Origin of the sequence: Streptomyces sp. NPDC096176 (genome assembly GCF_044763255.1) — a bacterium.
Taxonomy (GTDB): Bacteria; Actinomycetota; Actinomycetes; order Streptomycetales; family Streptomycetaceae; genus Streptomyces.
Genome location: NZ_JBIWFV010000003.1, coordinates 37,958 through 58,476 on the forward strand (window position 1 = coordinate 37,958; position 20,519 = coordinate 58,476).

Here is a 20,519-nt window from a genome sequence, read left to right on the forward strand (position 1 = left end):
CGCGTGAACGCTCAGCGAAGCCGGTCCGTTCCGTTGCGTTACCCAAGAGCATTGGTCTTGACCAAGGGGGAGGCCCGTCCTATGGTCGCAGAGATAGTGCAGGAACCTTTAATAAACAAGGGCGCGGAAAAGCCGCCGCTGACACGGCGATTGCGGAGGATCAGGGTGGGGACCACGCAGCTGGAATCTGTGCCGGAGCCTAAGTACTGGCACCTCAAGACCGTGCTCGCCGAAGCACTCGACACCGACTTCTCGGTCGGCGAGATCCTGCCCAACGAGCGCGACCTCGCCGCACGCTTCGGCGTCGCCCGCGCCACCCTGCGCCAGGCGCTCGAGCAGCTCGAGCTCGAAGGACGCCTCCAGCGCCGCCGCGGCGTCGGCACGACCGTCGCCCCGCCGCGCATGGGCGTCGATGTGACCACGTCGAGTCACGACTGGCCCGGCACAGGCCACGACGCCTGGCAGGCCGCGGAATGCTCGGTGTCCGTGCCGCCCGCGGCCGTGGCCCGAGTGCTCGACACCGAGGCCGACGAAGAAGTGCACACGGTGCGCCGGCTCCGCGCCAGCCACGGTCAGCCCGTCGCGGCCGAGATGCTGTACGTTCCGCCCTCCTCCGTCCCCGACCTGCCGGCCATCGAGGCGCCGTCCGGACCCGCGCTCGCGCGCAGTGTCCTGCGCGAACTGCAGCGCCTCGACCTCGAGGGCCAGGACCGCGCGGTCGAACTCGGCTCGGCCGGCGCCGTCGACGCCAAGGAACTGGACCGCCTGCCCGGCGCGCCGGTCCTGGTGGTCACGACCCGGTTCTTCTCCGAAGGGCGCACCGCCGCCGTCTCGGTCGCTACGTACCGGGCCGACACCTGCCGCCTGACCTTCGGCGACTCGGGCGACCTCGAGATAAGCCACCACGGCCAGGAGCGCCGCGCCTCCTGACCCGGGCGGCCTGAGCGATCCTTCGACCGGGCGGCCCGTGCGGCCCGGACGAACCGGGCAGTCCTGTCGGCCCGGTCGACCCCGTCGGCCCGTCGCTCACTCAGCGGCGGGCCGTCGCCGTTCCCTCGACGGCGAAGAGCTGCTCCTCCACATGGTCCAGCGCGAGCCGCAGCGCGCCGGTCGCGACGGCCGCCTCACCCAACAGGGACAGCGTCACCCGCGGCGGCCGCAGGCAGTACCGGGACAACTCGTCGCGCAGCGGCGGCAGCACGCCGTCCAGCCCGGCCGCCCAGCCGCCGATCACCACCAGCTCCGGATCGAGGGCGAGTACCAGCGCCGCCACATCGTGCACCAGCCGCTTGTTGAACCGTTCGACCGCCGCGAGAGCTCCCTCGTCGCCGCTCTTGGCGAGCGCGAACACATCCGCGACCGCCTGTTCGTCGAGGGGATGCAGCGGCTCACCCGTCGTCGACAGCAGCTTCTCCGGCGTCTCGTCACGGCCCAGCAGGTGCAGCGCCCCGATCTCACCGGCAGCCCCACCGTAACCGCGGTGCAGCCGACCGCCGATCAGCGAACCGGCACCCGGACTCAGGCCCGCCAGCACGAACACGATGTCGTCGGAGTCGGTCGCCGCGCCCTTCCAGTGCTCGGCGACCGCGGCGGCGTTGGCGTCGTTCTCCACGAGCACCGGACACCGGAACGACCTGCGCAGCCGCTCGCCGAGCGCCAGCCCCGTCCAGCCGGGCAGCGCCGTGGACAGCCGCACCGTCCCGTCGGCCTCGACGATCCCCGGCGAGCCGACGCCCACCGCGCGCAAGCTGCTCCGCGCCACGCCGGCTCGTCGCAGCACATCGGCGACGACCGCCCGTACCCGCTCGAGCCGGTCGTCGGCACCCGCCGTCTGCGACACCTCGCGCGATCCGGCGCCGATGATCCGCCCGTCGAGCCCCGACAGCAGCGCCGCGACCCGGTGCGCCCCGATCTCGACCCCCAGCAGATGACCGGCCTCCGCGCGGAACCTGAACCGCCGTGCCGGCCGCCCCTGCCGGCGCGCCTCGCCCTCCTCTGGAACGCTCTCGACGACGAGCCCCGCCTCGATCAGACCCTCGACGACACCCTCGACCGTCGGCCGCGACAGACCCGTGATCCGCGTCAGATCGGTCAGCGTGGAGGAGTCCGTGCCACGCAAGGAATGGAGTACCACCGCGGAGTTGATCCGCCGCAGCAGCGAGGGATCTCCGCCGGTCAGCCGCCCCACGTGTGTCCTCCCAGCTCGTGCCCGTGTTGGCCGGATCGTACTCGCTGCCGGTCCCGTGCCGCGCGACGGGCACGGAGCCGTGGCGGCACGGGGTGGGTGACGGTGCGCCAAGTGTCAGCGGCAGCCGGTTCAATGGAGGTATGACCACGGCACAGCATCTCGCTGCGATCGACCTGCTGCGCGGCCGGGCCTTCCCGGCACAGCGCGACAGGTCCGAGTTCGGCGACAGTGGGCCCGGCTATCACCTCGCGGAGTTGCGCACGGAGGCGGACGGGGCATGCCTCCCGGGCGACGCGGCGGTCGAGCTGTGCGAGGCCGAGTGCGAGGCGCTCGCGTTCGCGTTGAGTACCCGCTGGGGGGAGGGGCAGCGGTTCAGCCTGTGGTCGGCGTCCGTCAGGAGCATCGCGGGGGAGGGGATTCCGCAGCCGTGGGAGCGGCTGAGCCAGTGCGCCGACGACGTGCAGACATGGCGTGCGGAGGGTCACTGGATAGCAGTCGCCGTCGCGCGCGCGGAAGGTGAACGCGAGTACCGGCTGATCGTTGTCGTCACCGATGTCGACCCGCCCTGAAGCGCGCACTCAGAGCGACGCTTCCCGCAGTCTGCCGTACTCCTCGGCCATCGTCTGCAGCGTCCAATGGGCGTTGAGGCCGCTGGGGTTGGGCAGTACCCACAGACGGGTGTCGCCGATCGTCCGCTGCTGCGGTCCGATCCGGGCGGTGCGCTCCCCGAACGCCGTGCGGTACGCGGTCACGCCGACGACGGCCAGCCAACGCGGCGTCAGTCGCTCCACCTTCGCCGTCAACAGCCGCCCGCCCTCGCGGAATTCCTCGGCAGTCAGCTCGTCGGCCCGGGCGGTCGTCCGTGCCACCACGTTGGTGATTCCCAGGCCGTACGAGAGCAGCTCGCGCTGCTCGGACGGCAGAAGCCGGCGCGGGGTGAAGCCCGACAGGTGCAGGACCGGCCAGAACCTGTTGCCGGGCCGGGCGAAGTGGTGACCCGTGGCGCCCGACATCAGGCCCGGGTTGATGCCGCAGAACAGCACGGAGAGACCGTCCGCGACCACGTCCTCGATGACGCGGTCGCGGGCGGCTTCCAGCTCGGCGGGGGTGGGGCGGGTCAGAGGATCGCGCCCGGGGTGTAGCCGGCGGCCTCCGGGTACTGCTTGGCGATCTCCTCGATACGGGAGACGATCACGGCCACCTGGTCGCCCGCGGCGCCGGTGAACGACAGCTTGTCCGCCATCAGTTCGTCGAGCTGGGCCCGGTCCAGCGGGATCCGCTCGTCGGCGGCCAGCTTGTCCAGCAGCTCGTTGCGCTCCGCGCCCTGCTCCCGCATGGCGAGGGCGGAGGCGACCGCGTTCTCCTTGATCGCCTCGTGCGCGACCTCACGCCCGACACCGGCGCGGACCGCGCCCATGAGGACCTTGGTGGTGGCGAGGAACGGCAGGTAGCGGTCGAGTTCACGGGCGATGACCGCGGGGAACGCGCCGAACTCGTCGAGCACCGTCAGGAACGTCTCCAGCAGACCGTCGAGCGCGAAGAACGCGTCCGGCAGCGCCACCCGGCGGACCACGGAGCAGGACACGTCACCCTCGTTCCACTGGTCGCCGGCCAGCTCGCCGGTCATCGACGCGTACCCGCGCAGGATGACCATCAGGCCGTTGACGCGCTCGCAGGAACGGGTGTTCATCTTGTGCGGCATCGCGGACGACCCGACCTGGCCCGGCTTGAAGCCCTCGGTGACCAGCTCGTGGCCGGCCATCAGGCGGATGGTCTTGGCCACCGACGACGGGGCGGCGGCGAGCTGCACCAGCGCGGAGACGACGTCGTAGTCGAGCGAACGGGGATACACCTGGCCGACCGACGTGAACGCGGTGCCGAAGCCCAGGTGCGCGGCGATGCGCTGCTCCAGATCCGCGAGCTTCGAGGCGTCACCGCCGAGCAGGTCGAGCATGTCCTGCGCGGTGCCGACCGGGCCCTTGATGCCGCGCAGCGGGTAGCGGCCCAGCAGGTCCTCGAGGCGGCCGTAGGCGACCAGCAGCTCGTCGGCAGCGGTCGCGAAACGCTTGCCGAGCGTGGTGGCCTGGGCGGCGACGTTGTGCGAGCGGCCGGCCATGACCAGCTCCGCGTACTCGCCGGACAGCTTGCCGAGGCGTGCCAGCACGGCCACCGTACGGTCGCGCACCAGCTCCAGCGACAGCCGGATCTGCAGCTGCTCGACGTTCTCCGTCAGGTCCCGGGAGGTCATGCCCTTGTGGACTTGCTCGTGACCCGCGAGTGCGTTGAACTCCTCGATCCGGGCCTTCACATCGTGGCGCGTGACCTTCTCGCGCTCGGCGATCGACGCCAGGTCGACCTGGTCGAGCACGCGCTCGTAGTCGGCGAGCGCCGCATCGGGCACCTCGATCCCGAGGTCCTTCTGCGCGCGCAGCACCGCGAGCCAGAGCCGGCGCTCCAGCTTCACCTTGTGCTCGGGGGACCAGAGGACGGCGAGCTCCGCGGAGGCGTAGCGGCCGGCAAGGACATTGGGGATGCGAGGCTTCGCAGACACGGCAGTCACGTGTCCTGATTCTACTGGCGGTTTCTGCAGGTCGGCGCCGCGCCCTCGGTTGTACCTTGCTACGAAGCCGTCGCGTCGCTACGCCTCGGCGGACGGCGGCTCGAAGGGCAGCAGGTCGGGACGCTTCGCCGGACGGCCGTCGCCGGAGGACCGGCCGGTCAGCCGCCGCCCGAGCCACGGCCCCAGATGCCTGCGGGCGAACTGCGCGTCGGCGACCCGCCGCGCTGCCCATCCCGTGCGCAGGGCGGGCGGCAGCAGCGCCTGCCAGTCGTGCTCCGCGTCCATACCGAGTCCCTGCCACACCGCCTCCGCGACCCTGCGGTGCCCCTCGGCGGTCAGATGCAGCCGGTCCACGTCCCACATGCGCTGATCCCCCAGCGCCTGAGAGCGGTACAGGTCGACCACGATCGCCCCGTGCCGGGAGGCGAGCGAGTCGATATGGGCGAACAGCTGCTCCATCCGCGGACGGAAGCGTTCCATCACGGGGCCCTGGCGGCCGGGACTGCGCATCAGCACCAGCTGCTTGCACGACGGCGCGAGCTTCTCCACCGCCTCCTCGAGGAGTCCGCACACCCGCGCCATGTCGCACTTGGGACGCAGTGTGTCGTTCAGTCCGCCGACGAGGGTGACAAGATCGGCCTGCATGGCGGTCGCGCGGCCGATCTGCTCGTCGACTATCTGGCCGATCAGTTTGCCGCGCACCGCGAGGTTCGCGTAGCGGAAGCCGGGCGTACGGGCCGCCAGCCGGCCGGCGAGCACATCCGCCCAGCCTCGGTAGGAGCCGTCGGGCAGCAGATCGGACATGCCCTCGGTGAAGGAGTCACCGATCGCGACAAAACTGGTGTATCTGGCATTCATCTCCATGGCGCAGCGATCCTACCGCGCGGTAAGGTCCGTCGGTTCCTTACCCGGAGGGGAGCTTTCGTGAGTGACGCGCTGCTGAACGCGCTGGCCGAAGTGCTGGCCGAAGTGGTGACCCTGATCGACACCTGCGACGACGACGTGCTCGACCCGGACACCGCGGTGAAGTGGCTCGAGTCCACCGGCTTCCTTCTGGACAGGTTGCCGCCGGCCGACCGCCGCGAACTCGCCAAATGTGTCCGCAGGGCGGCGGACCGCCACCCCGAGGGCGCTTGGCGCGCCGACCTGCTGCGGGTGCCCGACGGCTTCGGGCTCGACGACGACCAGCACGAGCTGTACTGCGACGCCATCGAGCACGTCGTCGCGGAGTTCACCGAGGCCGTGAGGGAGGTCGACCCGGCCACGCCGGTACCGACCTGCCCCGGCTGGACCATGGGCGACCTGGTCAGGCACCACGGCACGACCCACCGCTGGGCCGAGCACGTCGTGCGGACGCACACCGCCGAGCCGGTCTGGGCGCGGGACGTCCCCCTCGACCTGCCGACCGAGCCGTCGGCGCACCCGCACTGGATGGCCCGCGGCGCCGAGGCCTCCCTGCGTACGCTCCGCAAGGTCGACCCCGACCTGCCGATGTGGTCGTACGGCGCGGACCAGCGGGTCGCCTTCTACCCGCGGCGGCTGCTCTTCGAGGCGGTGATCCATTACGCGGACGCGCTGCTCGCCCTGGGGCGCGAGCCGCGCATCGCGCAGGGCACGGCGGTGGACGGCATCGAGGAGTTCCTCGAGAACGTGCCGCGGTACACGTGGATCACCGAGCGGCTCGCATCCCTCGACGGCGGCTCGATCCGCCTGCTCGCCCGGGACACCGGCGCCGCCTGGTCGGTCACCTTCGGCGGCACCGGGTTCTCGTGGACGAAGCGGGCCGGGGCGGAGAGCGACGCCGACGCGACGGTCTCGGCCGATGCGGCGGACCTGTTGCTGCTCGTCTACGGCCGCCGACGGTCGGACGCGGAGTGCTTCACGGTGACGGGCAGGCGCGCGGTGCTGGAAGGCTGGCTGACCGCGATGGCGATGTAGCCGGGGGCGGGCGCCCTCCTACCGGGCTCCCGCCCAGGCCGTGGCAAGCCCTCGCCCACACCTTCCCTACAGGCTTCGCTCGGGCCCGGTGGCGCGCGGTGCCCTCCCTCGGCCGGGCGGGCTGAAGGTGTCGGGCATCCCCAGCCCCGCCGGTGATTGAGGCGCGGGGTTCGGGGCGGGGCACCGACAAGGCGGGCGCGGCCCGGGGCTCGAGGCCGGCGCCCCCGGGCCACGCCGCCGCCCCCCGCCGTGTCAGCCCGGCTTGCCCACCAGTTCCCGCAGGATGTCCTCCATCGTGACGAGGCCCTCCGGGTTGCCGTGCTCGTCGAGGACCGCCGCCAGGTGCGTGCGGCTGCGTCGCATGGCCGTGAGCACGTCGTCGAGCGGTGTCGTCGCCCGCACGCGTGCGATGGGACGCAGGGCCGCGACGGGGAACGCCACGTCCCGAGGCGCAGCGTCGAGCGCGTCCTTCACATGGAGGTAGCCCAGGATGCGCCGGCCCTGGTCGACGACCGGGAAGCGGGAGAACCCGGACTCCGCGGAGAGCCTCTCCAGCTGCTCCGGCGTCGTCCCGGCCTGCGCGTACACGACCCGCTCGATGGGCATCACCACGTCCCGAACCGGCCGGCTGCCGAGTTCGAGGGCGTCCCGGAGCCGCTCTGCGGAGCGGTCGTCGAGGAGCCCGGCGTCGCCGGAGTCCTGGACGAGGGCGGCCAGTTCGTCGTCGGAGAAGGTCGCCGACACCTCGTCCCTGGTCTCGACCCGCAGCAGCTTCAGCAGACCGTTGGCGAAGGCGTTGATCATGAAGATCACCGGCTTCAGCGCCTTCGCGAGCGCCACCAGCGGCGGGCCGAGCAGCAGGGCGCTGCGCAGCGGCTCCGCGAGAGCGATGTTCTTCGGGACCATCTCGCCCAGCAGCATGTGCAGATACGTGGCGAGCGACAGGGCGATGACGAACGAGATCGGGTGGACCGCCCCGTGCGGCACGCCCACCGCGTCGAAGACCGGTTCCAGCAGATGCGCGATGGCCGGTTCCGCGACGATGCCGAGGACCAGGGTGCACAGCGTGATGCCCAGCTGCGCGGCGGCCATCAGCGCGGAGACGTGCTTCAGGCCCCACAGGACGCTGCGCGCCCGGCGGTTTCCGGCCTGTGCCTCTGGTTCGATCTGGCTGCGGCGCACGGAGATCAGCGCGAATTCCGCGCCGACGAAGAAGGCGTTGACGACGAGCGTCAGGAGGCCGATGAACAGTTGGATCGCGATCATCGTCCCGCCTCCTCGATGTCGATGTCTTCGGCCGGGTCGTCGACCGTGGCCGGTGCGTGCAACAGGACCCGCGCGGCTCGCCGCCCGGAGGCGTCGAGCACGTCGAGCTGCCAGCCGGCCATGTCGATGCTGTCGCCCTCGGCGGGAATGCGCCCGAGTTCCGTGGCGACCACTCCGGCGAGCGTCTCGTAGGGGCCGTCGGGCACCCTCAGCCCGATGGCCGCGAGCTGGTCGGTGCGCGCGGCACCGTCGGCGGACCACAGGGCCCGCCCGTCGGCATCCTCGCCCGCGGGGGCCAGGTCCGGTGTCTCGTGCGGGTCGTGCTCGTCGCGTACCTCGCCGACGACCTCCTCGACGATGTCCTCCATCGTCACGACCCCGGCGGTGCCGCCGTACTCGTCGATGACGACGGCCATCGTGGACCGGCCCTGCAGCCGGTCGAGCAGCCGGTCCACGGTCAGCGACTCCGGGACGAGCACCGGCTCGCGCAGCAGTTCGCCGACACGCAGGCGGGGACGGTGCTCGGCGGGCACGGCCAGCACGTCCTTGATGTGGGCGACGCCGACGACGGTGTCGAGGCTGCCCCGGTAGACGGGGAAGCGGGACAGGCCGGTGGCACGGGTCGCGTTCGCCACGTCCTCCGCGGTGGCCTGCACCTCGAGAGCCGTGACCTGCACGCGCGGGGTCATCACGTTCTCCGCGGTGAGCTCGCCCAGACCGAGCGTGCGGACGAACAGTTCGGCCGTGTCGGCCTCCAGCGCGCCTTCCTTGGCGGAGTGGCGGGCCAGCGCGATGAGTTCCTTGGGGCTGCGCGCGGAGGCGAGCTCCTCGGTGGGTTCCATGCCCAGGCGGGTCACGATGCGGTTCGCCGTGTTGTTGAGATGGGCGATCAGAGGGCGGAACGCGGCGGTGAAGATCCGCTGGGGGGTGGCCACGACCTTGGCGACGGCCAGCGGGGCGGAGATGGCCCAGTTCTTGGGGACCAGCTCGCCGACGACCATCAGCACGACGGTCGACAGGGCTGTGCCGATGACCAGCGCGGCGGACGATGCCACGGTGGGGGAGAGGCCGAGGTCCTCGATCGGTCCGCGGATCAGTTTCGCGACCGAGGGTTCGGCGAGCATGCCGACGATCAGATTCGTGACGGTGATGCCGAGCTGCGCTCCGGAGAGCTGGAACGTGAGGCTGCGTACGGCCTTGAGCGCGCCCGCGGCGCCTCGTTCGCCGCGTTCGGCGGCCCGTTCGAGTTCGCTGCGTTCGACCGTCGTGAGGGAGAACTCCGCCGCGACGAAGGCGCCACAGGTGACGGAGAGCAGTACCGCCACGAGGAGCAGAAGCACTTCGGTCATCGGTTCACCTCCGTCCCAGGATCGGGCAGGGAGAGGAGGATTGCGCGATGTCGGCTACTGGGAGGCTCGCCCATGGACGGACGCTCACACCTTTCGTACGGGGAGTGGACAGTCTCTCCATGGTAAAGGAGCGGCAAAACACTCCGCGCGGCGGTGGTGCTCAGGCGAAGGGCTTGACCCAGCGGCGCCAGTGGTCCTCGCGCCGATAGCCGGCGGAGGCCCATGCCCTGTGGGCCCGCTCGTTGGCCTCGAGCACCATCGCGTCGCCGCGCCGGCCACCGGTCGCGGCGAACCGCTTCTCCGCCGCGTCCAACAGCGCCGTGGAGATGCCGCGCCGACGGTGGGAAGGGAGCACGGCCAATCGGTAGAGGGAGCAGCGCCAGCCGTCGTAGCCGGCGATCACCGACCCCACGAGCACGCCGTCCGACTCGGCCAGGATGAGCGCCTCGGGGTCGCGGGTGATCAACCGGGTGACGCCGTCCACGTCGTCCGTGATGCTGGTGCCCTCCGCCGCCTCTTTCCAGAAGGCGAGAACCGCCTCGGCGTCATGGGGTTCGGCGGTGCGAAGCTGCAGGTCGGTCATGGCAAGTAAGCCAAGCACGCGCGCCGCCGGACCCGCCACCGGCTTTCGCGGTGCGGGACGGAGCGGCGGCCGCCCTTGCGGGTGCTAGCAGTCACGCGCTAGCTTGATGACGTGGCGAAGACTCAGCTGAACGTACGCGTGGACGAGACCACGGCGGATACCGCCCGCCGGCGGGCCTTGCAGCGTGGCGTGAGCGTGAACCGCTACATCGAGGAGCTCGTCAAACAGGACGCCGGCGAAGCGGGACGCACTTTCGTGGACGCGGCGGCCGACTTCATGAAGCAGTACGAGTCGGTTTTCGCGGAGGAGTTCGGCGAAAAGCACCGCTGACCGGCCGGATCCCACCGTCTGGCAGGATGCACGGCTGATGACCGGACACCTGGACTGCGTCCGGTGCGGCGGAACCGTCGCCCCCGACGGCCACTGCTGGCATTGCGGTGAGGCGCAGCCCGCCTTCCGCTCCCATCTCGAGATCACGGCCCGCGACGGTTCTGCCGGAGTCACCGACCGCGGCAGGCACCGCGGCATCAACGCGGACGCCATGGCGCTGACCATGACCGGCCCGTGGACGATCGGGGTCGTCTGCGACGGTGTGTCCATGTCGCCCCGAGGCGAGCGAGCCGCACAGGTCGCGTCCGAGGTCGGGCTCACGACCCTGGCGGCCCGGCTCGCGGAGGGCGTCCTGCCGGAAGTCGCCCTCGGCGACGCCGCCGTCCGTGCGGGCCGCGCTGTCGCCGCCCTCGCCACGTCGCCGGATGCCGCGCCGGCCTGCACGTACGTCGCGGGCATCACCGGCCCCGAGGGCTTCTTGAGTGCCTGGATCGGAGACAGCCGGGCCTACTGGCTGCCGGACGAGGGACCGGGCATGGTGCTCACCGACGACGACAGCGGCGAGCACGGGGCCCTCTCCGCATGGCTCGGAGCCGACGCGGACGAACCGGCCGCGCGCATCCGGAGCCACCGGCCGCAGGTCCCGGGCCGGCTCCTTCTGTGCACCGACGGACTGTGGCGCCATGTGCCGGACGCCGACGGACTGCGTGCCGTCCTCGACCGCCGCCGGCACACGGCGCCGGTCGACAACAGCCTTGTGGACGAGGCAAGATCACTCGTCGGGCATGCCCTGGCCGCCGGCGGACAAGACAACATCACCGCGCTGCTCATCCCCGTCGCGGGCGGAGTGTCGAACCCCGGGCACCCCTACCGATGAACACCCCCTACCCGTGAGACGCATCCCCACATGGACAACGACGAGCCCTCCGAGACACCGTCACATGACCACATGAACCTGCGGATCGACCTCGCCTGGCTGCTCATGGTCGCCGAGCACAAGACCCCCGGCGACCCTCAGGTCACCGACTGGGGCGCACTCGTCGCCGCCGTCAGCCGCCACGAGGCGGAGATATTCGGCGTGCCCGTCTACAGCGACCCGCACGCCCGCGCCGCCGCCCTGCTCCAACTGCTGCTGCACGTGCCCGCGCTCGAACGCTCCAACGCCATGTACGCGTCGGCCGTGGCGTACGGCTACCTCGTCGCCTGCGGCATCAAGGTCGTCACCTCGCCCGAGCAGGTACGCGACCTGGCCCGGCTGGTCAAGGAAGGCAAGGCGGACGTCGGGCGCATCGCCGACGAGCTGCGCCAGTGGAGCGAGTGACGACGCCCCGCCCGCGCGCCGAGTGACGACGCCCCGGCCGGCAGGGCGCCCCCTAGCGGGTCGGATCCTGGCCGGCCCCGCGCCGGTCCTCGTCATGCGGACGGCGGGCGACCCCCAGGACACAGGGCGACGTCGGCAACTGGAGCCCGCCGTCCGGCACGCGGAACCGCCGGTACTCTCCCAGCTCGAAACCGGCCGCCTCGATGGCGGCGACGGTGTCCCGTGCGGTGTGACAGCCACCGAAGAGCCGTGGCCACACCGTGCGGTCCAACGCCCGCTGAGTGCGCGCGAGCCCGCGCCCCTCGGCCAGTTGATGCTCGAAGAACCGCAGCTCGCCACCCGGCCGCAGCACCCGTCTGATCTCCGAGAGCGCCCGCGGCAGATCCCGTACGGTGCACAGCACCAGCGATGCCACCGCCGCGTCGAAGCCTTCGTTCTTGACCGGCAGCGCCTCGGCCGCACCTGGCACCACGTCCACCGGGACGTCGGCGTGCAGCGCCGCCTCGACGGCCAACTTCCGCAAGGTGCGCTCCGGTTCGAGCGCGACCACTTCCGAGACGGCCCTCGGATAGTGGCGGAAGTTCAGGCCGTTGCCCGCACCGATCTCGATCACCCGGCCGGACAGCCCGTCCAGCAGCTCGGCGCGGTAGGCGGCGATCCCGCCCTTGAGGTCCGCCGTCACGCTCAACTTCGCGTAGAACCGGGCGAACAGCGGATGATGGACGGCGTCCCGGGGGACCTTCGTGCTGCACAGGGGCATCAGTGCCTCCCTGGGAAGGACGGGCCGGTCACCGACATTCTCCCCCCGGCAACGGCGGATCAGCCGTCCGAGCCCGCCACGAAACAGAATTCGTTGCCCTCCGGGTCGCGCAGCACCTGGAAGCGGCCGTAGTCGTCGGGGACGATCCCCCCGACCCGCACCGCGCCCAGCCGCACGGCCTCGTTAGCCGCCGCGTCGACATCGCCCGCGTCCAGGTCCAGATGAAGCCGGTTCTTGACCGTCTTGCCCTCCGGCACACGCTGGAAGGCGACACGGACGAAGTCCGGCGGATCGATGTACGACCAGTCCTCGGAGCGGTCCACCGGATCGCCGCCGAGGAGCGAGGCCCAGAAGCGCACCAGCAGGGCGGGCTCGTGACAGTCGAGGACGATCTCGTCGATCCGTGCGCGCATGGGGTCAGCCTACGGCGGCGGCGAACGCCCGCGCATCCCATCGGCCCCCGAGGCGTGGCGCCAGCCATCCCTCGGCCCGCTCCCTGAACTCCGCGGGCGCCAGCGCACCGGCACCCCCGGGGACGGCCCCCAGCAGCGGCGCGCCCGCCGCGTCCGGGAGGTCCGAGAGATTGCAGCGCGCCGCCAGATCCGGATCCGCGGGCCAGCTGCCCACCACCACGCCCAATTGCTCCAGACCCCGGGCGCGCAGCGCCTCTGCGGTCAGGGCCGTCATGTTCAGGGTTCCGAGACCGGCCGGGGCGACCACGAGCACGGGCGCGCCCAGCTCGGTGGCCACGTCCGCGAGGGTGGCGCCCTCGTCGTCGAGCTGCACGAGCAGACCGCCGGCGCCCTCGACCAGCACCAGGTCGTGCTCGGTCGCCAGCTTCCCGGCCGCCTCCGCGACCTGCCGCGGCCGCACCGGGGCGAGCCCGGCCCGCCGGGCGGCGGTGGCGGGCGCCAACGGCTCGGGAAAACGGCCCAGTTCGACGGCAGTCACCTGCCCGGCGAGCCGCCGCACCACGTCGACGTCGCCGTCCTCGCCCGGCGCGACCCCGGTCTGCGCGGGCTTCACGACGGCGACGGAACGCCCTTGCGCCACGGCGACGGCTGCGACAGCGGCCGTGACGACGGTCTTGCCGATCTCGGTCCCGGTTCCGGTGACCACGATCACTGCCATGTGCTTCTGTGTCCTCTGCTCGTTCCGACTGCGTTCGCCCGTCCGGGGCGTCCCCGGACGGGCGCCCCGCGGGGCACGTCAGCCCGCCGTCGCCGCCGCGCGGACCGCACCGCAGACGCGGGCGAGGTCGTCGTCGTCCGTCACGTACGGCGGCATCGTGTACACGAGGTCGCGGAACGGGCGCAGCCACACGCCCTCGCGTACCGCCGCCGACGTCGCCGCGGCCATGTCCACCTCGTGGTCCAGCTGTACGACGCCGATGCCGCCGAGTACCCGTATGTCCTTCACGCCCGCTTGCCCGGCGACTTCCGCGAGGCCCTCCCGCAGGCCCGCCTCCAGCCGCTTGACCTCCTGCTGCCAGTCCTGGCCGAGCAGCAGGTCGATCGACGCGCACGCGACGGCCGCGGCCAGCGGGTTGCCCATGAACGTCGGGCCGTGGGCCAGCACGGGGACCTCGCCGCGCGAGATGCCGTCGGCCACCCGCGACGTGCACAGGGTCGCCGCCATCGTCAGATAGCCGCCGGTCAGTGCCTTGCCCAGGCACATCACGTCCGGCGCGACACCGGCCTGCCCGGCCGCGAACAGCGTGCCCGTGCGGCCGAAGCCGGTCGCGATCTCGTCGAAGACGAGCAGCACGCCGTGCTCGTCGCACGCCTCGCGCAACACGCGCAGATATGCGGGGGAGTGGAACCGCATGCCGCCCGCGCCCTGGACCACCGGCTCCACGATCACCGCGGCGAGTTCGTCCGCGTGCCGGGCGATCAGCGCGCGCAGCCCGTCCGCGTACGACTCCTCGTACTCGGCCGGCGGCGCGTCCGCGAAGATCTGCCGCGGCAGCACGCCCTGCCACAGTTCGTGCATCCCGCCTTCGGGGTCGCAGACCGACATCGGCTGCCAGGTGTCGCCGTGGTAGCCGCCGCGCCACGTCAGCAGCCGCTGCTTCGCGGGCCGGCCCACCGAGCGCCAGTACTGCAGGCACATCTTCACCGCGACCTCGACGGACACGGAGCCGGAGTCGCAGAGGAAGACGTGCCGCAGCGGCTCGGGGGTGATCTCGACCAGCCGGGCGGCCAGTCGCACGGCGGGCTCGTGGGTGAGCCCGCCGAACATCACATGGCTCATCCGCCCCAGCTGCGTCGTCGCCGCCTCATTGAGGACCGGGTGGTTGTAGCCGTGCACGGCCGACCACCAGGACGACATGCCGTCGATCAACTCGCGCTGCCCGTGCACCTCTTCGGCGAGCCGCAGCCGCACCCCGGAGGCGGACTCGACGACCAGCGGGTCCGTACGGCCCGGCATCGGGCCGTACGGGTGCCAGACGTGAGCACGGTCCAGGGCACGCAGCTCGTCCGGGGTGAAATCAGGCATTGGGCGCGAGATCCGTTCCGGCGCCGCGACGGCGGACCGCGACCAGGTCCGTACGGGCAGCGGGGACTTCGGTGTCCTGTTCCGCCACCGGTTCCGCCGGGTCGGCCGCCCCTTCGCTCGAGCAGCCGCCTTCGCCGCCGTCCCCGCAGACCGAGCCGCAGCCACCGCCCGCGCTCCGGTGCTCGGGCAGCGTCGTGGTGTCCGTGCCCTCCACCTCGAAGCCGGCGTCCGCGATCATGTCGAGGTCCGCCTTGCCCTCCTGGCCCTCGCTGGTGAGGTAGTCGCCGAGGAAGATCGAGTTGGCCAGGTGCAGGGCCAGCGGCTGCATCGAGCGCAGATGCACCTCGCGCCCGCCGGCCAGCCGCACCTCGACGTCGGGGCAGACGAACCGCACCATCGCGAGAATGCGCAGACAACGCTGGGGGGTGAGGTGCCACTCCTTGGCGAGCGGTGTGCCCTCGAACGGGATCAGGAAGTTCACCGGGACCGAGTCGGGGTCGAGCTCGCGCAGCGAGAACACCACGTCGACCAGGTCCTCGTCGGCCTCGCCCATGCCGGCGATCAGCCCGGAGCACGCGGAGAGGCCCGCCGCGTGCGCCTTGGTCACCGTGTCCACACGGTCGGCGTAGGTGTGCGTGGTCGTGATGTCCCCGTACGTCCCCTCGGACGTGTTCAGGTTGTGGTTGTACGCGTCGGCGCCCGCGTTGCGCAGCCGTTCGGCCTGGCCGTCGGAGAGCAGACCCAGACAGGCGCACACCTCGACGCCCTCGTTCTGTTCCTTGATGGCCTCGATGGTCTTCGAGACCCGGTCGACGTCGCGGTCCGTCGGACCGCGGCCGCTCGCGACCAGGCAGACCCGCTTGGCGCCGCCGGCCACACCGGCGGCCGCGGCCTGCGACGCCTCGTCGGGCTTCAGCCAGGTGTATTTGAGGATCTCGGCCTTCGACCCGAGGCGCTGCGAGCAGTACGAGCAGTCCTCCGGGCACAGGCCCGACTTCAAATTGACGAGGTAATTGAGCTTCACCCGACGTCCGAACCACTGGCGGCGCACCTTGCCGGCCGCGGCCACCACTTCGAGCAGATCGTCGTCGGAAGTCGCCAGCACGGCGAGCGCTTCTTCACGGGTCGGCAGCTCGCGCCGCAGCCCCTTCTCCACCAGCGTGTTCAGCAGGTCCATGGCGCTGATCCTGACGTACGGCACATGCCCGGGCCAAGGAGGAACTCCACAACAGCGCCGGTTTGAGGTGTGTGCATGGCCACACCCGATCCCTCCTCCCGCCCGGTTAGGGTCTGTCCGCTGCCTACAAAGGGACCGGACCACCATGCCTCAGGATCCTTTCGACTGGATCGACGACGAGTCGCGCCGCCGCGAGCAGGCCGGTCTCGTCCGTACGCTCCGGCCGCGCGCCGCGGACAGTGCCCTCCTGGATCTGGCGAGCAACGACTACCTCGGGCTCACCCGCCGCACGGAGGTCACGGAAGGCGCCGCCGAGGCTGCCCGCCGGTGGGGCGGGGGTGCCACCGGCTCCCGGCTGGTCACCGGCAGCACCGAACTCCACGCCGAGCTGGAACGCGAACTCGCCGACTTCTGCGGCTTCGAGGCGGCCCTCGTCCTGTCCTCCGGCTACGCGGCCAACCTCGCCGCCGTGACCGCCCTCACCGGTCGCGACGCCCTCGTCGTGTCCGACGCGGGCAACCACGCCTCCATCGTCGACGGCTGCCGCCTGTCCCGGGCGGAGACGGCCGTCGTCGCGCACGGCGATGTCGAAGCCGTGCGCAAGACCCTCGACGCGCACCACGGCCGCCGCGCCCTCGCCGTCACCGACTCGGTCTTCTCCGTGGACGGCGACGCGGCACCCCTGACCGGTCTCGCCGACGCCTGCCGCGAGCACGGGGCGGCACTGGTCGTCGACGACGCACACGGTCTCGGCGTTCTCGGCAGCGGGGGGCGCGGGGCCCTGGACGCCGCCGGACTCGCGGGCGCTGCGGGTGTCGTCGCCACGCTCACACTCTCCAAGTCGCTCGGCAGCCAGGGCGGGGCGGTCCTCGGCCCGGCCCGCGTCATCGACCACCTGGTCAACACCGCGCGTACCTTCATCTTCGACACCGGACTTGCCCCGGCGGCGGCCGGCGCGGCTCTCGCGAGCGTGCGGATCCTGCGCCGCGAACCCGGCCTCGCGGCGCGGGCCCGCGAAGTGGCCGCGACGCTGCACCGCCGGCTCACCGACGCGGGGCTGACCTCGGCGCGGCCCGACGCCGCCGTCGTCTCCGTACAGGCGCCGTCGCCGGAGGCGGCCCTGCGGTGGGCGGCCGACTGCCGTGCGGCAGGGCTTGTCGTCGGATGCTTCCGGCCTCCGTCCGTACCGGACGGGATCTCGCGGATCAGGCTCACCGCGCGCGCGGATCTCACGGCAACGCAGATCGACCAGGCGGTCTCCACGATCATCGGTGCCGCGCCCGCCAGTTGAGGACGGCAGCACGTCCCGGGGGCTGCCGGGGCGCCCCAAATACGTTCTGCCGTAGCAGAGTTCACCGCTTCGGGCGACAGATATGTGCGTATCTTGGTGGATCGCCGCCCCTGACGGGCGATAAGTGGCAGTCTGACGCGGAAGCGCAATCCGTGGCCGTTCTCGCATTTCATCCGCTTCGAGTCGGAGCCCGGCCCGGTGGGAAAGGGACAGCGTCGCCATGGCAGACCACCAAGAAGCATCTCTCACTCTGCCGAGCGATCCGGAGTCGGTCTCCACCGCCCGGAGATATGTCACGGACATCGTGTGCGAATGGGGGCTAGGACCCGACACCGAGGCCGTGGACACGGTCCGGCTGATCGTGTCCGAACTCGCCACCAACGCCGTGCAGCACACCTTCGGACAGTCCCCGACCTTCACCGTCGACCTGCGGCTGGAGCGCGACGAGCAGCTGTGCATCGGCGTGACCGACAGTCACCCGCGCTGGCCGCGGCGGCTGCCGGCCGCGGTCCGCCAGGACAATGGCCGCGGGATGGTGATCATTCGTACGCTCACCGCGGAGTGCGGTGGGCAGCTGTCCGTCTCACCCACCCAGGAGGGCGGCAAGACGGTCTGGATCGCGCTGCCGTGGGCCCTTCCCGTACAGAACTGAACGGTCGCCGACTGTCCTCCCCGGCGTCCCCGTCCCGGGGCCGACCCGAGTTGGCCCGGCCGGCGCACCGCCCGTCGCCGTCGAAGGCGTCACGGGGGTGCGCGACCGGACTCGGGGGCGCCCCTGCTCGTCGGGTCCTCGGCGCGATGACACCGTGACCGGGGCGAGGGAAGCGGAGCAGCTGTCGGGGCGTCAGCGGACGCGGCCGTACTTGACGCTCCTCGTCCAGATCTTGGCGAGCTTGACCACGTCGCCCGTCTTGGGTGAGTGCCAGATCTTGCCGTGGCCGGCGTAGATGCCCACGTGGTACACGAAACCGCCGGAGTGGAAGAACACCAGGTCACCGCGTTGCCGGTTGCCGGCGGGGATATGCCGCGTCCGGTTGTACTGCTGTTGAGCGGTCCGGGGCAGTATCTTCCCCGCTTTTTTGTACGAATAGAGCATGAGCCCGGAGCAGTCGAAGCGGGACGGGCCAGTGCCGCCGTAACGGTAGGGGGATCCCTGCTTCGAGGCTGCCACTTTGAGCGCCTTGCTCGCGTGGCTGCTGATCGCTCGCGCCTCTGCGGAGCTGCTGGGGGCCAGGAGTGTGCCGCCGACGGCGGCGATCGTCAGTGCGGATACGGCGCCCGCTCGCGAGAAGAGGGGCGGGAGATGAATCTGCGCAGTCATGCGCAACCCTTCGTCAGCCGCCTGTGAAGGATGACCTGTCGGGTTCGGACCGGCGAAGACGCCCGGCCGCCGTAGCGGCTTCACCCCAAGACGCGTCCGGGATCGCCGGTCACGCCGTACTGCTCGGGTCCTCCACTCCTGCCGATGCAATTCCGTCGACCAGTCGTCCGGTGCGGCGGCAGGACTCAGCGTCCGCCCGGACCGCCCCGTCAGGGTGGCGGGGGCTTGTCGTCCCACGGATCGTTACCCACCGATGTCCGATTTCCGAGTTGAAACGGCTTTTGTGAAGCCAATCACGACTGGCCCTTTCGGGTGGGCAGGAGCGTGAACACCGTTCTCGCGTGACGCGGAAGCATGGTGGTACCAGCGGCGAAGCCGTCGATTGGGCCAGATCGGTGATCGCGCCGCGCAAGTCCTGCGACACGCAACAACTTCCGTGAAGCTCCACCGAACGGGGGACGAATGCCCCTACCCCGTTGGCGGTTGACAACAGCGGAACGACCGTCAACTCGTCGAAACAGGCGGCATGGTCACTCGCTTCGCCCTGCGCTCCCCGTCCAGAATGCGCAGCGCCTCGCTCAGTGTGTGCGTGTACACCTCGCTCTCGCCGCGCACATGCATGAGCGTCAGGGCGTCTTTCAACGCGGCTGCCCGGCCCACCAGGGCTTGTGCCGCGCGCAGTGCGCCGTAGGTGTGGGTGGAGCGGGCGGGGTTGATCCGGCCGACCAGGTCGACTACTTCGAGATACGCGTCGACGAACTCGGCCTCGGCGCTGGTCAGTGCGGGCAGCGGCGGCAGCTCGGGCGGCAACATCGTGCGCTCACTTCGCGCCGGAGGCCGTGGCCGAGGTCTTGCGGCTCGTGATGACGTGGTCGATCAGGCCGTACTCCTTGGCCGCCGTCGCGTCGAAGATCTTGTCCCGCTCAAGGTCGGCGGCGACGCGTTCGGCGTCCTGGCCGGTGTGGCGTACGAACATCCCGGCGAGTTGTGCACGCAGCCGCAGCAACTCGGCGGCATGAATCTCGAGATCGGAGGGCTGTCCCCGCAACGGCTCCTCGAACGCGGGCTGCTGGACCACGATCCGCGCGCCGGGCAACGCCATGCGCTTGCCGGGCGTGCCGGCGGCGAGCAGCGCGGCAGCGGTCGAGGCGGCCTGGCCGAGGCACGTGGTGGCCACGTCGCAGGTGACGACCTGCATCGTGTCGTAGACCGCGGACATGGCGCTGAGAGATCCGCCGGGGGAGTTGATGTACAGGCAGATGTCCTGGTCGGGGGCCGCGTACTCGAGGTGGAGGAATTGCGCGATGACGTCGTTGGCGGCGGTGTCGTCCACCGCGGTCCCGAGGAAGATGATCCGCTCGCCCAGCAGCTTCGAGTACGGGTCCAGCGTGCGCGTCCCCGACGAGGTGCGTTCGGTGAACTCCGGCAGGACGTAGCGGGCGGAAGGACGATTCATGGCGTACCTCTCCTCTGGCGGATGCGGGGCTGTTCGCGGGGCATCTGTAAGAAATGTACAGGACGTACAGACCGTTAGGATGGGTGCATGGCCTATGAGATTCCGGTGACGCAAGCCCGCGCAGAGCTCGCCGACCTGATCAACCGCGTTGTCTACGGCGGGGAGCGCGTGGTGGTGACCCGGCACGGGAAGCCCCTCGTCGCGCTGGTCTCCGCGGCAGACCTGGAACGACTGGAGAACGCGGGGGAGGCGGCCGAGGAGCAGGTGATCAGCTCGGTGTCCTCGTTCGGCTCGACGTCTTCCGCTCCCGCCCCTCGCGGCCGTTTCGGCCTCGCTGCGGAACACCACCGCCCGGAAGACCGCACCTGACCCCTCGCGCGCACTGAACGACCGCGCGCCGCCGCGGGTGAGCGGCGTCGCGCGGCCACTTGAGCCGGCCCGGCGTCGGTTTCGCCGGCCGGCGGCTGGTGTGCGCTCCAC

The 20,519-nt window shown here is 71.3% G+C and carries 24 protein-coding genes and 1 riboswitch; of the genes, 9 read left to right on the forward strand and 15 right to left on the reverse strand.

Annotation, left to right across the window (positions count from 1 at the left end; genetic code table 11):
• Positions 1-165 precede the first annotated feature (165 nt).
• Positions 166-930, forward strand: coding sequence for a GntR family transcriptional regulator (locus ACIQ7Q_RS08865; protein WP_403859146.1), 765 nt, complete (start codon positions 166-168; stop codon positions 928-930).
• A gap of 100 nt (positions 931-1,030) precedes the next feature.
• Here ACIQ7Q_RS08865 and ACIQ7Q_RS08870 read toward each other — a convergent pair whose 3' ends face one another.
• A complete protein-coding gene (locus tag ACIQ7Q_RS08870) occupies positions 1,031-2,188 on the reverse strand; it encodes an ROK family transcriptional regulator (protein ID WP_403858111.1) in 1,158 nt (385 codons plus the stop codon).
• 140 nt (positions 2,189-2,328) lie between these two features.
• Between ACIQ7Q_RS08870 and ACIQ7Q_RS08875 the strand changes: the two genes are divergently transcribed.
• The gene (locus ACIQ7Q_RS08875; RefSeq protein ID WP_403858113.1) at positions 2,329-2,757 is read left to right on the forward strand and encodes a hypothetical protein; all 429 of its coding nucleotides are present in this window, start codon (positions 2,329-2,331) and stop codon (positions 2,755-2,757) included.
• 9 nt (positions 2,758-2,766) lie between these two features.
• On the opposite strand, the gene mug is transcribed toward ACIQ7Q_RS08875, so the two are convergent.
• From mug to ACIQ7Q_RS08890, 3 genes are all read right to left on the reverse strand, one after another.
• A complete protein-coding gene (mug, locus tag ACIQ7Q_RS08880; RefSeq protein ID WP_403859148.1) occupies positions 2,767-3,309 on the reverse strand; it encodes a G/U mismatch-specific DNA glycosylase in 543 nt (180 codons plus the stop codon).
• A complete protein-coding gene (gene purB, locus ACIQ7Q_RS08885) occupies positions 3,306-4,748 on the reverse strand; it encodes an adenylosuccinate lyase (protein WP_403858115.1) in 1,443 nt (480 codons plus the stop codon). The genes mug and purB overlap by 4 nt, the downstream gene beginning before the upstream one ends.
• Before the next feature lie 78 nt (positions 4,749-4,826).
• Positions 4,827-5,612, reverse strand: a complete 786-nt coding sequence (locus ACIQ7Q_RS08890; RefSeq protein WP_403858117.1) for an SGNH/GDSL hydrolase family protein — start codon at positions 5,610-5,612, stop codon at positions 4,827-4,829.
• 60 nt (positions 5,613-5,672) lie between these two features.
• Between ACIQ7Q_RS08890 and ACIQ7Q_RS08895 the strand changes: the two genes are divergently transcribed.
• Positions 5,673-6,686, forward strand: a complete 1,014-nt coding sequence (locus tag ACIQ7Q_RS08895; protein WP_403858119.1) for a maleylpyruvate isomerase family mycothiol-dependent enzyme — start codon at positions 5,673-5,675, stop codon at positions 6,684-6,686.
• A 252-nt stretch (positions 6,687-6,938) separates the two neighbouring features.
• Here the strand turns inward: ACIQ7Q_RS08895 and ACIQ7Q_RS08900 are convergent, their stop codons facing one another.
• The 3 genes from ACIQ7Q_RS08900 to ACIQ7Q_RS08910 all read right to left on the reverse strand — a co-directional run bounded on the left by ACIQ7Q_RS08900 (position 6,939) and on the right by ACIQ7Q_RS08910 (position 9,884).
• A complete protein-coding gene (locus ACIQ7Q_RS08900) occupies positions 6,939-7,952 on the reverse strand; it encodes a hemolysin family protein (RefSeq protein WP_403858121.1) in 1,014 nt (337 codons plus the stop codon).
• On the reverse strand, positions 7,949-9,301 hold the full coding sequence (locus ACIQ7Q_RS08905) for a hemolysin family protein (RefSeq protein ID WP_403858123.1): 1,353 nt from the start codon (positions 9,299-9,301) through the stop codon (positions 7,949-7,951). Before ACIQ7Q_RS08905 ends, ACIQ7Q_RS08900 begins: the two co-directional genes overlap by 4 nt.
• A gap of 160 nt (positions 9,302-9,461) precedes the next feature.
• A complete protein-coding gene (locus tag ACIQ7Q_RS08910; protein WP_403858125.1) occupies positions 9,462-9,884 on the reverse strand; it encodes a GNAT family N-acetyltransferase in 423 nt (140 codons plus the stop codon).
• Positions 9,885-9,995: 111 nt separating this feature from the next.
• Here ACIQ7Q_RS08910 and ACIQ7Q_RS08915 point away from each other — a divergent pair, with 111 nt between their 5' ends.
• The 3 genes from ACIQ7Q_RS08915 (at position 9,996) to ACIQ7Q_RS08925 (ending at position 11,535) form a co-directional block, all read left to right on the forward strand.
• Entirely contained in the window at positions 9,996-10,214 is a 219-nt protein-coding gene (locus ACIQ7Q_RS08915) for an antitoxin (RefSeq protein ID WP_403858127.1), read from the forward strand.
• A 37-nt stretch (positions 10,215-10,251) separates the two neighbouring features.
• Entirely contained in the window at positions 10,252-11,091 is an 840-nt protein-coding gene (locus tag ACIQ7Q_RS08920) for a PP2C family protein-serine/threonine phosphatase (protein WP_403858128.1), read from the forward strand.
• Between the two features lie 72 nt (positions 11,092-11,163).
• Positions 11,164-11,535, forward strand: coding sequence for a fic family toxin-antitoxin system, toxin component (locus tag ACIQ7Q_RS08925; protein WP_403859150.1), 372 nt, complete (start codon positions 11,164-11,166; stop codon positions 11,533-11,535).
• A gap of 52 nt (positions 11,536-11,587) precedes the next feature.
• On the opposite strand, the gene ACIQ7Q_RS08930 is transcribed toward ACIQ7Q_RS08925, so the two are convergent.
• The 5 genes from ACIQ7Q_RS08930 to bioB all read right to left on the reverse strand — a co-directional run bounded on the left by ACIQ7Q_RS08930 (position 11,588) and on the right by bioB (position 15,971).
• Positions 11,588-12,295 (reverse strand): class I SAM-dependent methyltransferase, encoded by a 708-nt coding sequence (locus ACIQ7Q_RS08930; RefSeq protein ID WP_403858130.1) that lies wholly within the window; start codon positions 12,293-12,295, stop codon positions 11,588-11,590.
• 59 nt (positions 12,296-12,354) lie between these two features.
• A complete protein-coding gene (locus ACIQ7Q_RS08935) occupies positions 12,355-12,708 on the reverse strand; it encodes a VOC family protein (RefSeq protein ID WP_403858132.1) in 354 nt (117 codons plus the stop codon).
• A gap of 4 nt (positions 12,709-12,712) precedes the next feature.
• Positions 12,713-13,426, reverse strand: a complete 714-nt coding sequence (gene bioD, locus ACIQ7Q_RS08940; protein ID WP_403858134.1) for a dethiobiotin synthase — start codon at positions 13,424-13,426, stop codon at positions 12,713-12,715.
• Positions 13,427-13,504: 78 nt separating this feature from the next.
• Complete coding sequence (locus ACIQ7Q_RS08945; protein ID WP_403858135.1) at positions 13,505-14,794, reverse strand: adenosylmethionine--8-amino-7-oxononanoate transaminase; 1,290 nt, start codon at positions 14,792-14,794, stop codon at positions 13,505-13,507.
• On the reverse strand, positions 14,787-15,971 hold the full coding sequence (gene bioB / locus ACIQ7Q_RS08950) for a biotin synthase BioB (RefSeq protein ID WP_403858137.1): 1,185 nt from the start codon (positions 15,969-15,971) through the stop codon (positions 14,787-14,789). Before bioB ends, ACIQ7Q_RS08945 begins: the two co-directional genes overlap by 8 nt.
• Before the next feature lie 145 nt (positions 15,972-16,116).
• Here bioB and ACIQ7Q_RS08955 point away from each other — a divergent pair, with 145 nt between their 5' ends.
• Both ACIQ7Q_RS08955 and ACIQ7Q_RS08960 read left to right on the forward strand, forming a co-directional pair.
• Complete coding sequence (locus tag ACIQ7Q_RS08955) at positions 16,117-17,262, forward strand: 8-amino-7-oxononanoate synthase (RefSeq protein ID WP_403858139.1); 1,146 nt, start codon at positions 16,117-16,119, stop codon at positions 17,260-17,262.
• A 220-nt stretch (positions 17,263-17,482) separates the two neighbouring features.
• The gene (locus tag ACIQ7Q_RS08960) at positions 17,483-17,914 is read left to right on the forward strand and encodes an ATP-binding protein (protein ID WP_403858140.1); all 432 of its coding nucleotides are present in this window, start codon (positions 17,483-17,485) and stop codon (positions 17,912-17,914) included.
• Positions 17,915-18,106: 192 nt separating this feature from the next.
• On the opposite strand, the gene ACIQ7Q_RS08965 is transcribed toward ACIQ7Q_RS08960, so the two are convergent.
• From ACIQ7Q_RS08965 to ACIQ7Q_RS08975, 3 genes are all read right to left on the reverse strand, one after another.
• A complete protein-coding gene (locus ACIQ7Q_RS08965) occupies positions 18,107-18,583 on the reverse strand; it encodes a C40 family peptidase (protein WP_403858141.1) in 477 nt (158 codons plus the stop codon).
• Positions 18,584-18,586: 3 nt separating this feature from the next.
• A riboswitch (cyclic di-AMP (ydaO/yuaA leader) is annotated at positions 18,587-18,751 on the reverse strand.
• A gap of 336 nt (positions 18,752-19,087) precedes the next feature.
• A complete protein-coding gene (locus tag ACIQ7Q_RS08970; RefSeq protein WP_403858142.1) occupies positions 19,088-19,396 on the reverse strand; it encodes a hypothetical protein in 309 nt (102 codons plus the stop codon).
• A gap of 7 nt (positions 19,397-19,403) precedes the next feature.
• Complete coding sequence (locus ACIQ7Q_RS08975; protein WP_403858143.1) at positions 19,404-20,039, reverse strand: ATP-dependent Clp protease proteolytic subunit; 636 nt, start codon at positions 20,037-20,039, stop codon at positions 19,404-19,406.
• An 87-nt stretch (positions 20,040-20,126) separates the two neighbouring features.
• Here ACIQ7Q_RS08975 and ACIQ7Q_RS08980 point away from each other — a divergent pair, with 87 nt between their 5' ends.
• Complete coding sequence (locus ACIQ7Q_RS08980) at positions 20,127-20,408, forward strand: type II toxin-antitoxin system Phd/YefM family antitoxin (protein ID WP_403858144.1); 282 nt, start codon at positions 20,127-20,129, stop codon at positions 20,406-20,408.
• The last annotated feature ends 111 nt before the right edge of the window (positions 20,409-20,519 follow it).

Excerpts from the sequence above, each read along its gene's own strand:
- ACIQ7Q_RS08875 (WP_403858113.1), top strand. The coding sequence starts at position 2,329 with ATGACCACGGCACAGCATCTCGCTGCGATCGACCTGCTGCGCGGCCGG.
- ACIQ7Q_RS08965 (WP_403858141.1), bottom strand. The coding sequence starts at position 18,583 with ATGACTGCGCAGATTCATCTCCCGCCCCTCTTCTCGCGAGCGGGCGCC.
- ACIQ7Q_RS08975 (WP_403858143.1), bottom strand. The coding sequence starts at position 20,039 with ATGAATCGTCCTTCCGCCCGCTACGTCCTGCCGGAGTTCACCGAACGC.
- ACIQ7Q_RS08970 (WP_403858142.1), bottom strand. The coding sequence starts at position 19,396 with ATGTTGCCGCCCGAGCTGCCGCCGCTGCCCGCACTGACCAGCGCCGAG.
- ACIQ7Q_RS08960 (WP_403858140.1), top strand. The coding sequence starts at position 17,483 with ATGGCAGACCACCAAGAAGCATCTCTCACTCTGCCGAGCGATCCGGAG.
- ACIQ7Q_RS08945 (WP_403858135.1), bottom strand. The coding sequence starts at position 14,794 with ATGCCTGATTTCACCCCGGACGAGCTGCGTGCCCTGGACCGTGCTCAC.
- ACIQ7Q_RS08930 (WP_403858130.1), bottom strand. The coding sequence starts at position 12,295 with ATGCCCCTGTGCAGCACGAAGGTCCCCCGGGACGCCGTCCATCATCCG.
- ACIQ7Q_RS08925 (WP_403859150.1), top strand. The coding sequence starts at position 11,164 with ATGAACCTGCGGATCGACCTCGCCTGGCTGCTCATGGTCGCCGAGCAC.
- ACIQ7Q_RS08910 (WP_403858125.1), bottom strand. The coding sequence starts at position 9,884 with ATGACCGACCTGCAGCTTCGCACCGCCGAACCCCATGACGCCGAGGCG.
- ACIQ7Q_RS08955 (WP_403858139.1), top strand. The coding sequence starts at position 16,117 with ATGCCTCAGGATCCTTTCGACTGGATCGACGACGAGTCGCGCCGCCGC.
- ACIQ7Q_RS08935 (WP_403858132.1), bottom strand. The coding sequence starts at position 12,708 with ATGCGCGCACGGATCGACGAGATCGTCCTCGACTGTCACGAGCCCGCC.
- bioD (WP_403858134.1), bottom strand. The coding sequence starts at position 13,426 with ATGGCAGTGATCGTGGTCACCGGAACCGGGACCGAGATCGGCAAGACC.
- ACIQ7Q_RS08900 (WP_403858121.1), bottom strand. The coding sequence starts at position 7,952 with ATGATCGCGATCCAACTGTTCATCGGCCTCCTGACGCTCGTCGTCAAC.
- ACIQ7Q_RS08890 (WP_403858117.1), bottom strand. The coding sequence starts at position 5,612 with ATGGAGATGAATGCCAGATACACCAGTTTTGTCGCGATCGGTGACTCC.
- bioB (WP_403858137.1), bottom strand. The coding sequence starts at position 15,971 with ATGGACCTGCTGAACACGCTGGTGGAGAAGGGGCTGCGGCGCGAGCTG.
- ACIQ7Q_RS08905 (WP_403858123.1), bottom strand. The coding sequence starts at position 9,301 with ATGACCGAAGTGCTTCTGCTCCTCGTGGCGGTACTGCTCTCCGTCACC.
- ACIQ7Q_RS08980 (WP_403858144.1), top strand. The coding sequence starts at position 20,127 with ATGGCCTATGAGATTCCGGTGACGCAAGCCCGCGCAGAGCTCGCCGAC.
- ACIQ7Q_RS08920 (WP_403858128.1), top strand. The coding sequence starts at position 10,252 with ATGACCGGACACCTGGACTGCGTCCGGTGCGGCGGAACCGTCGCCCCC.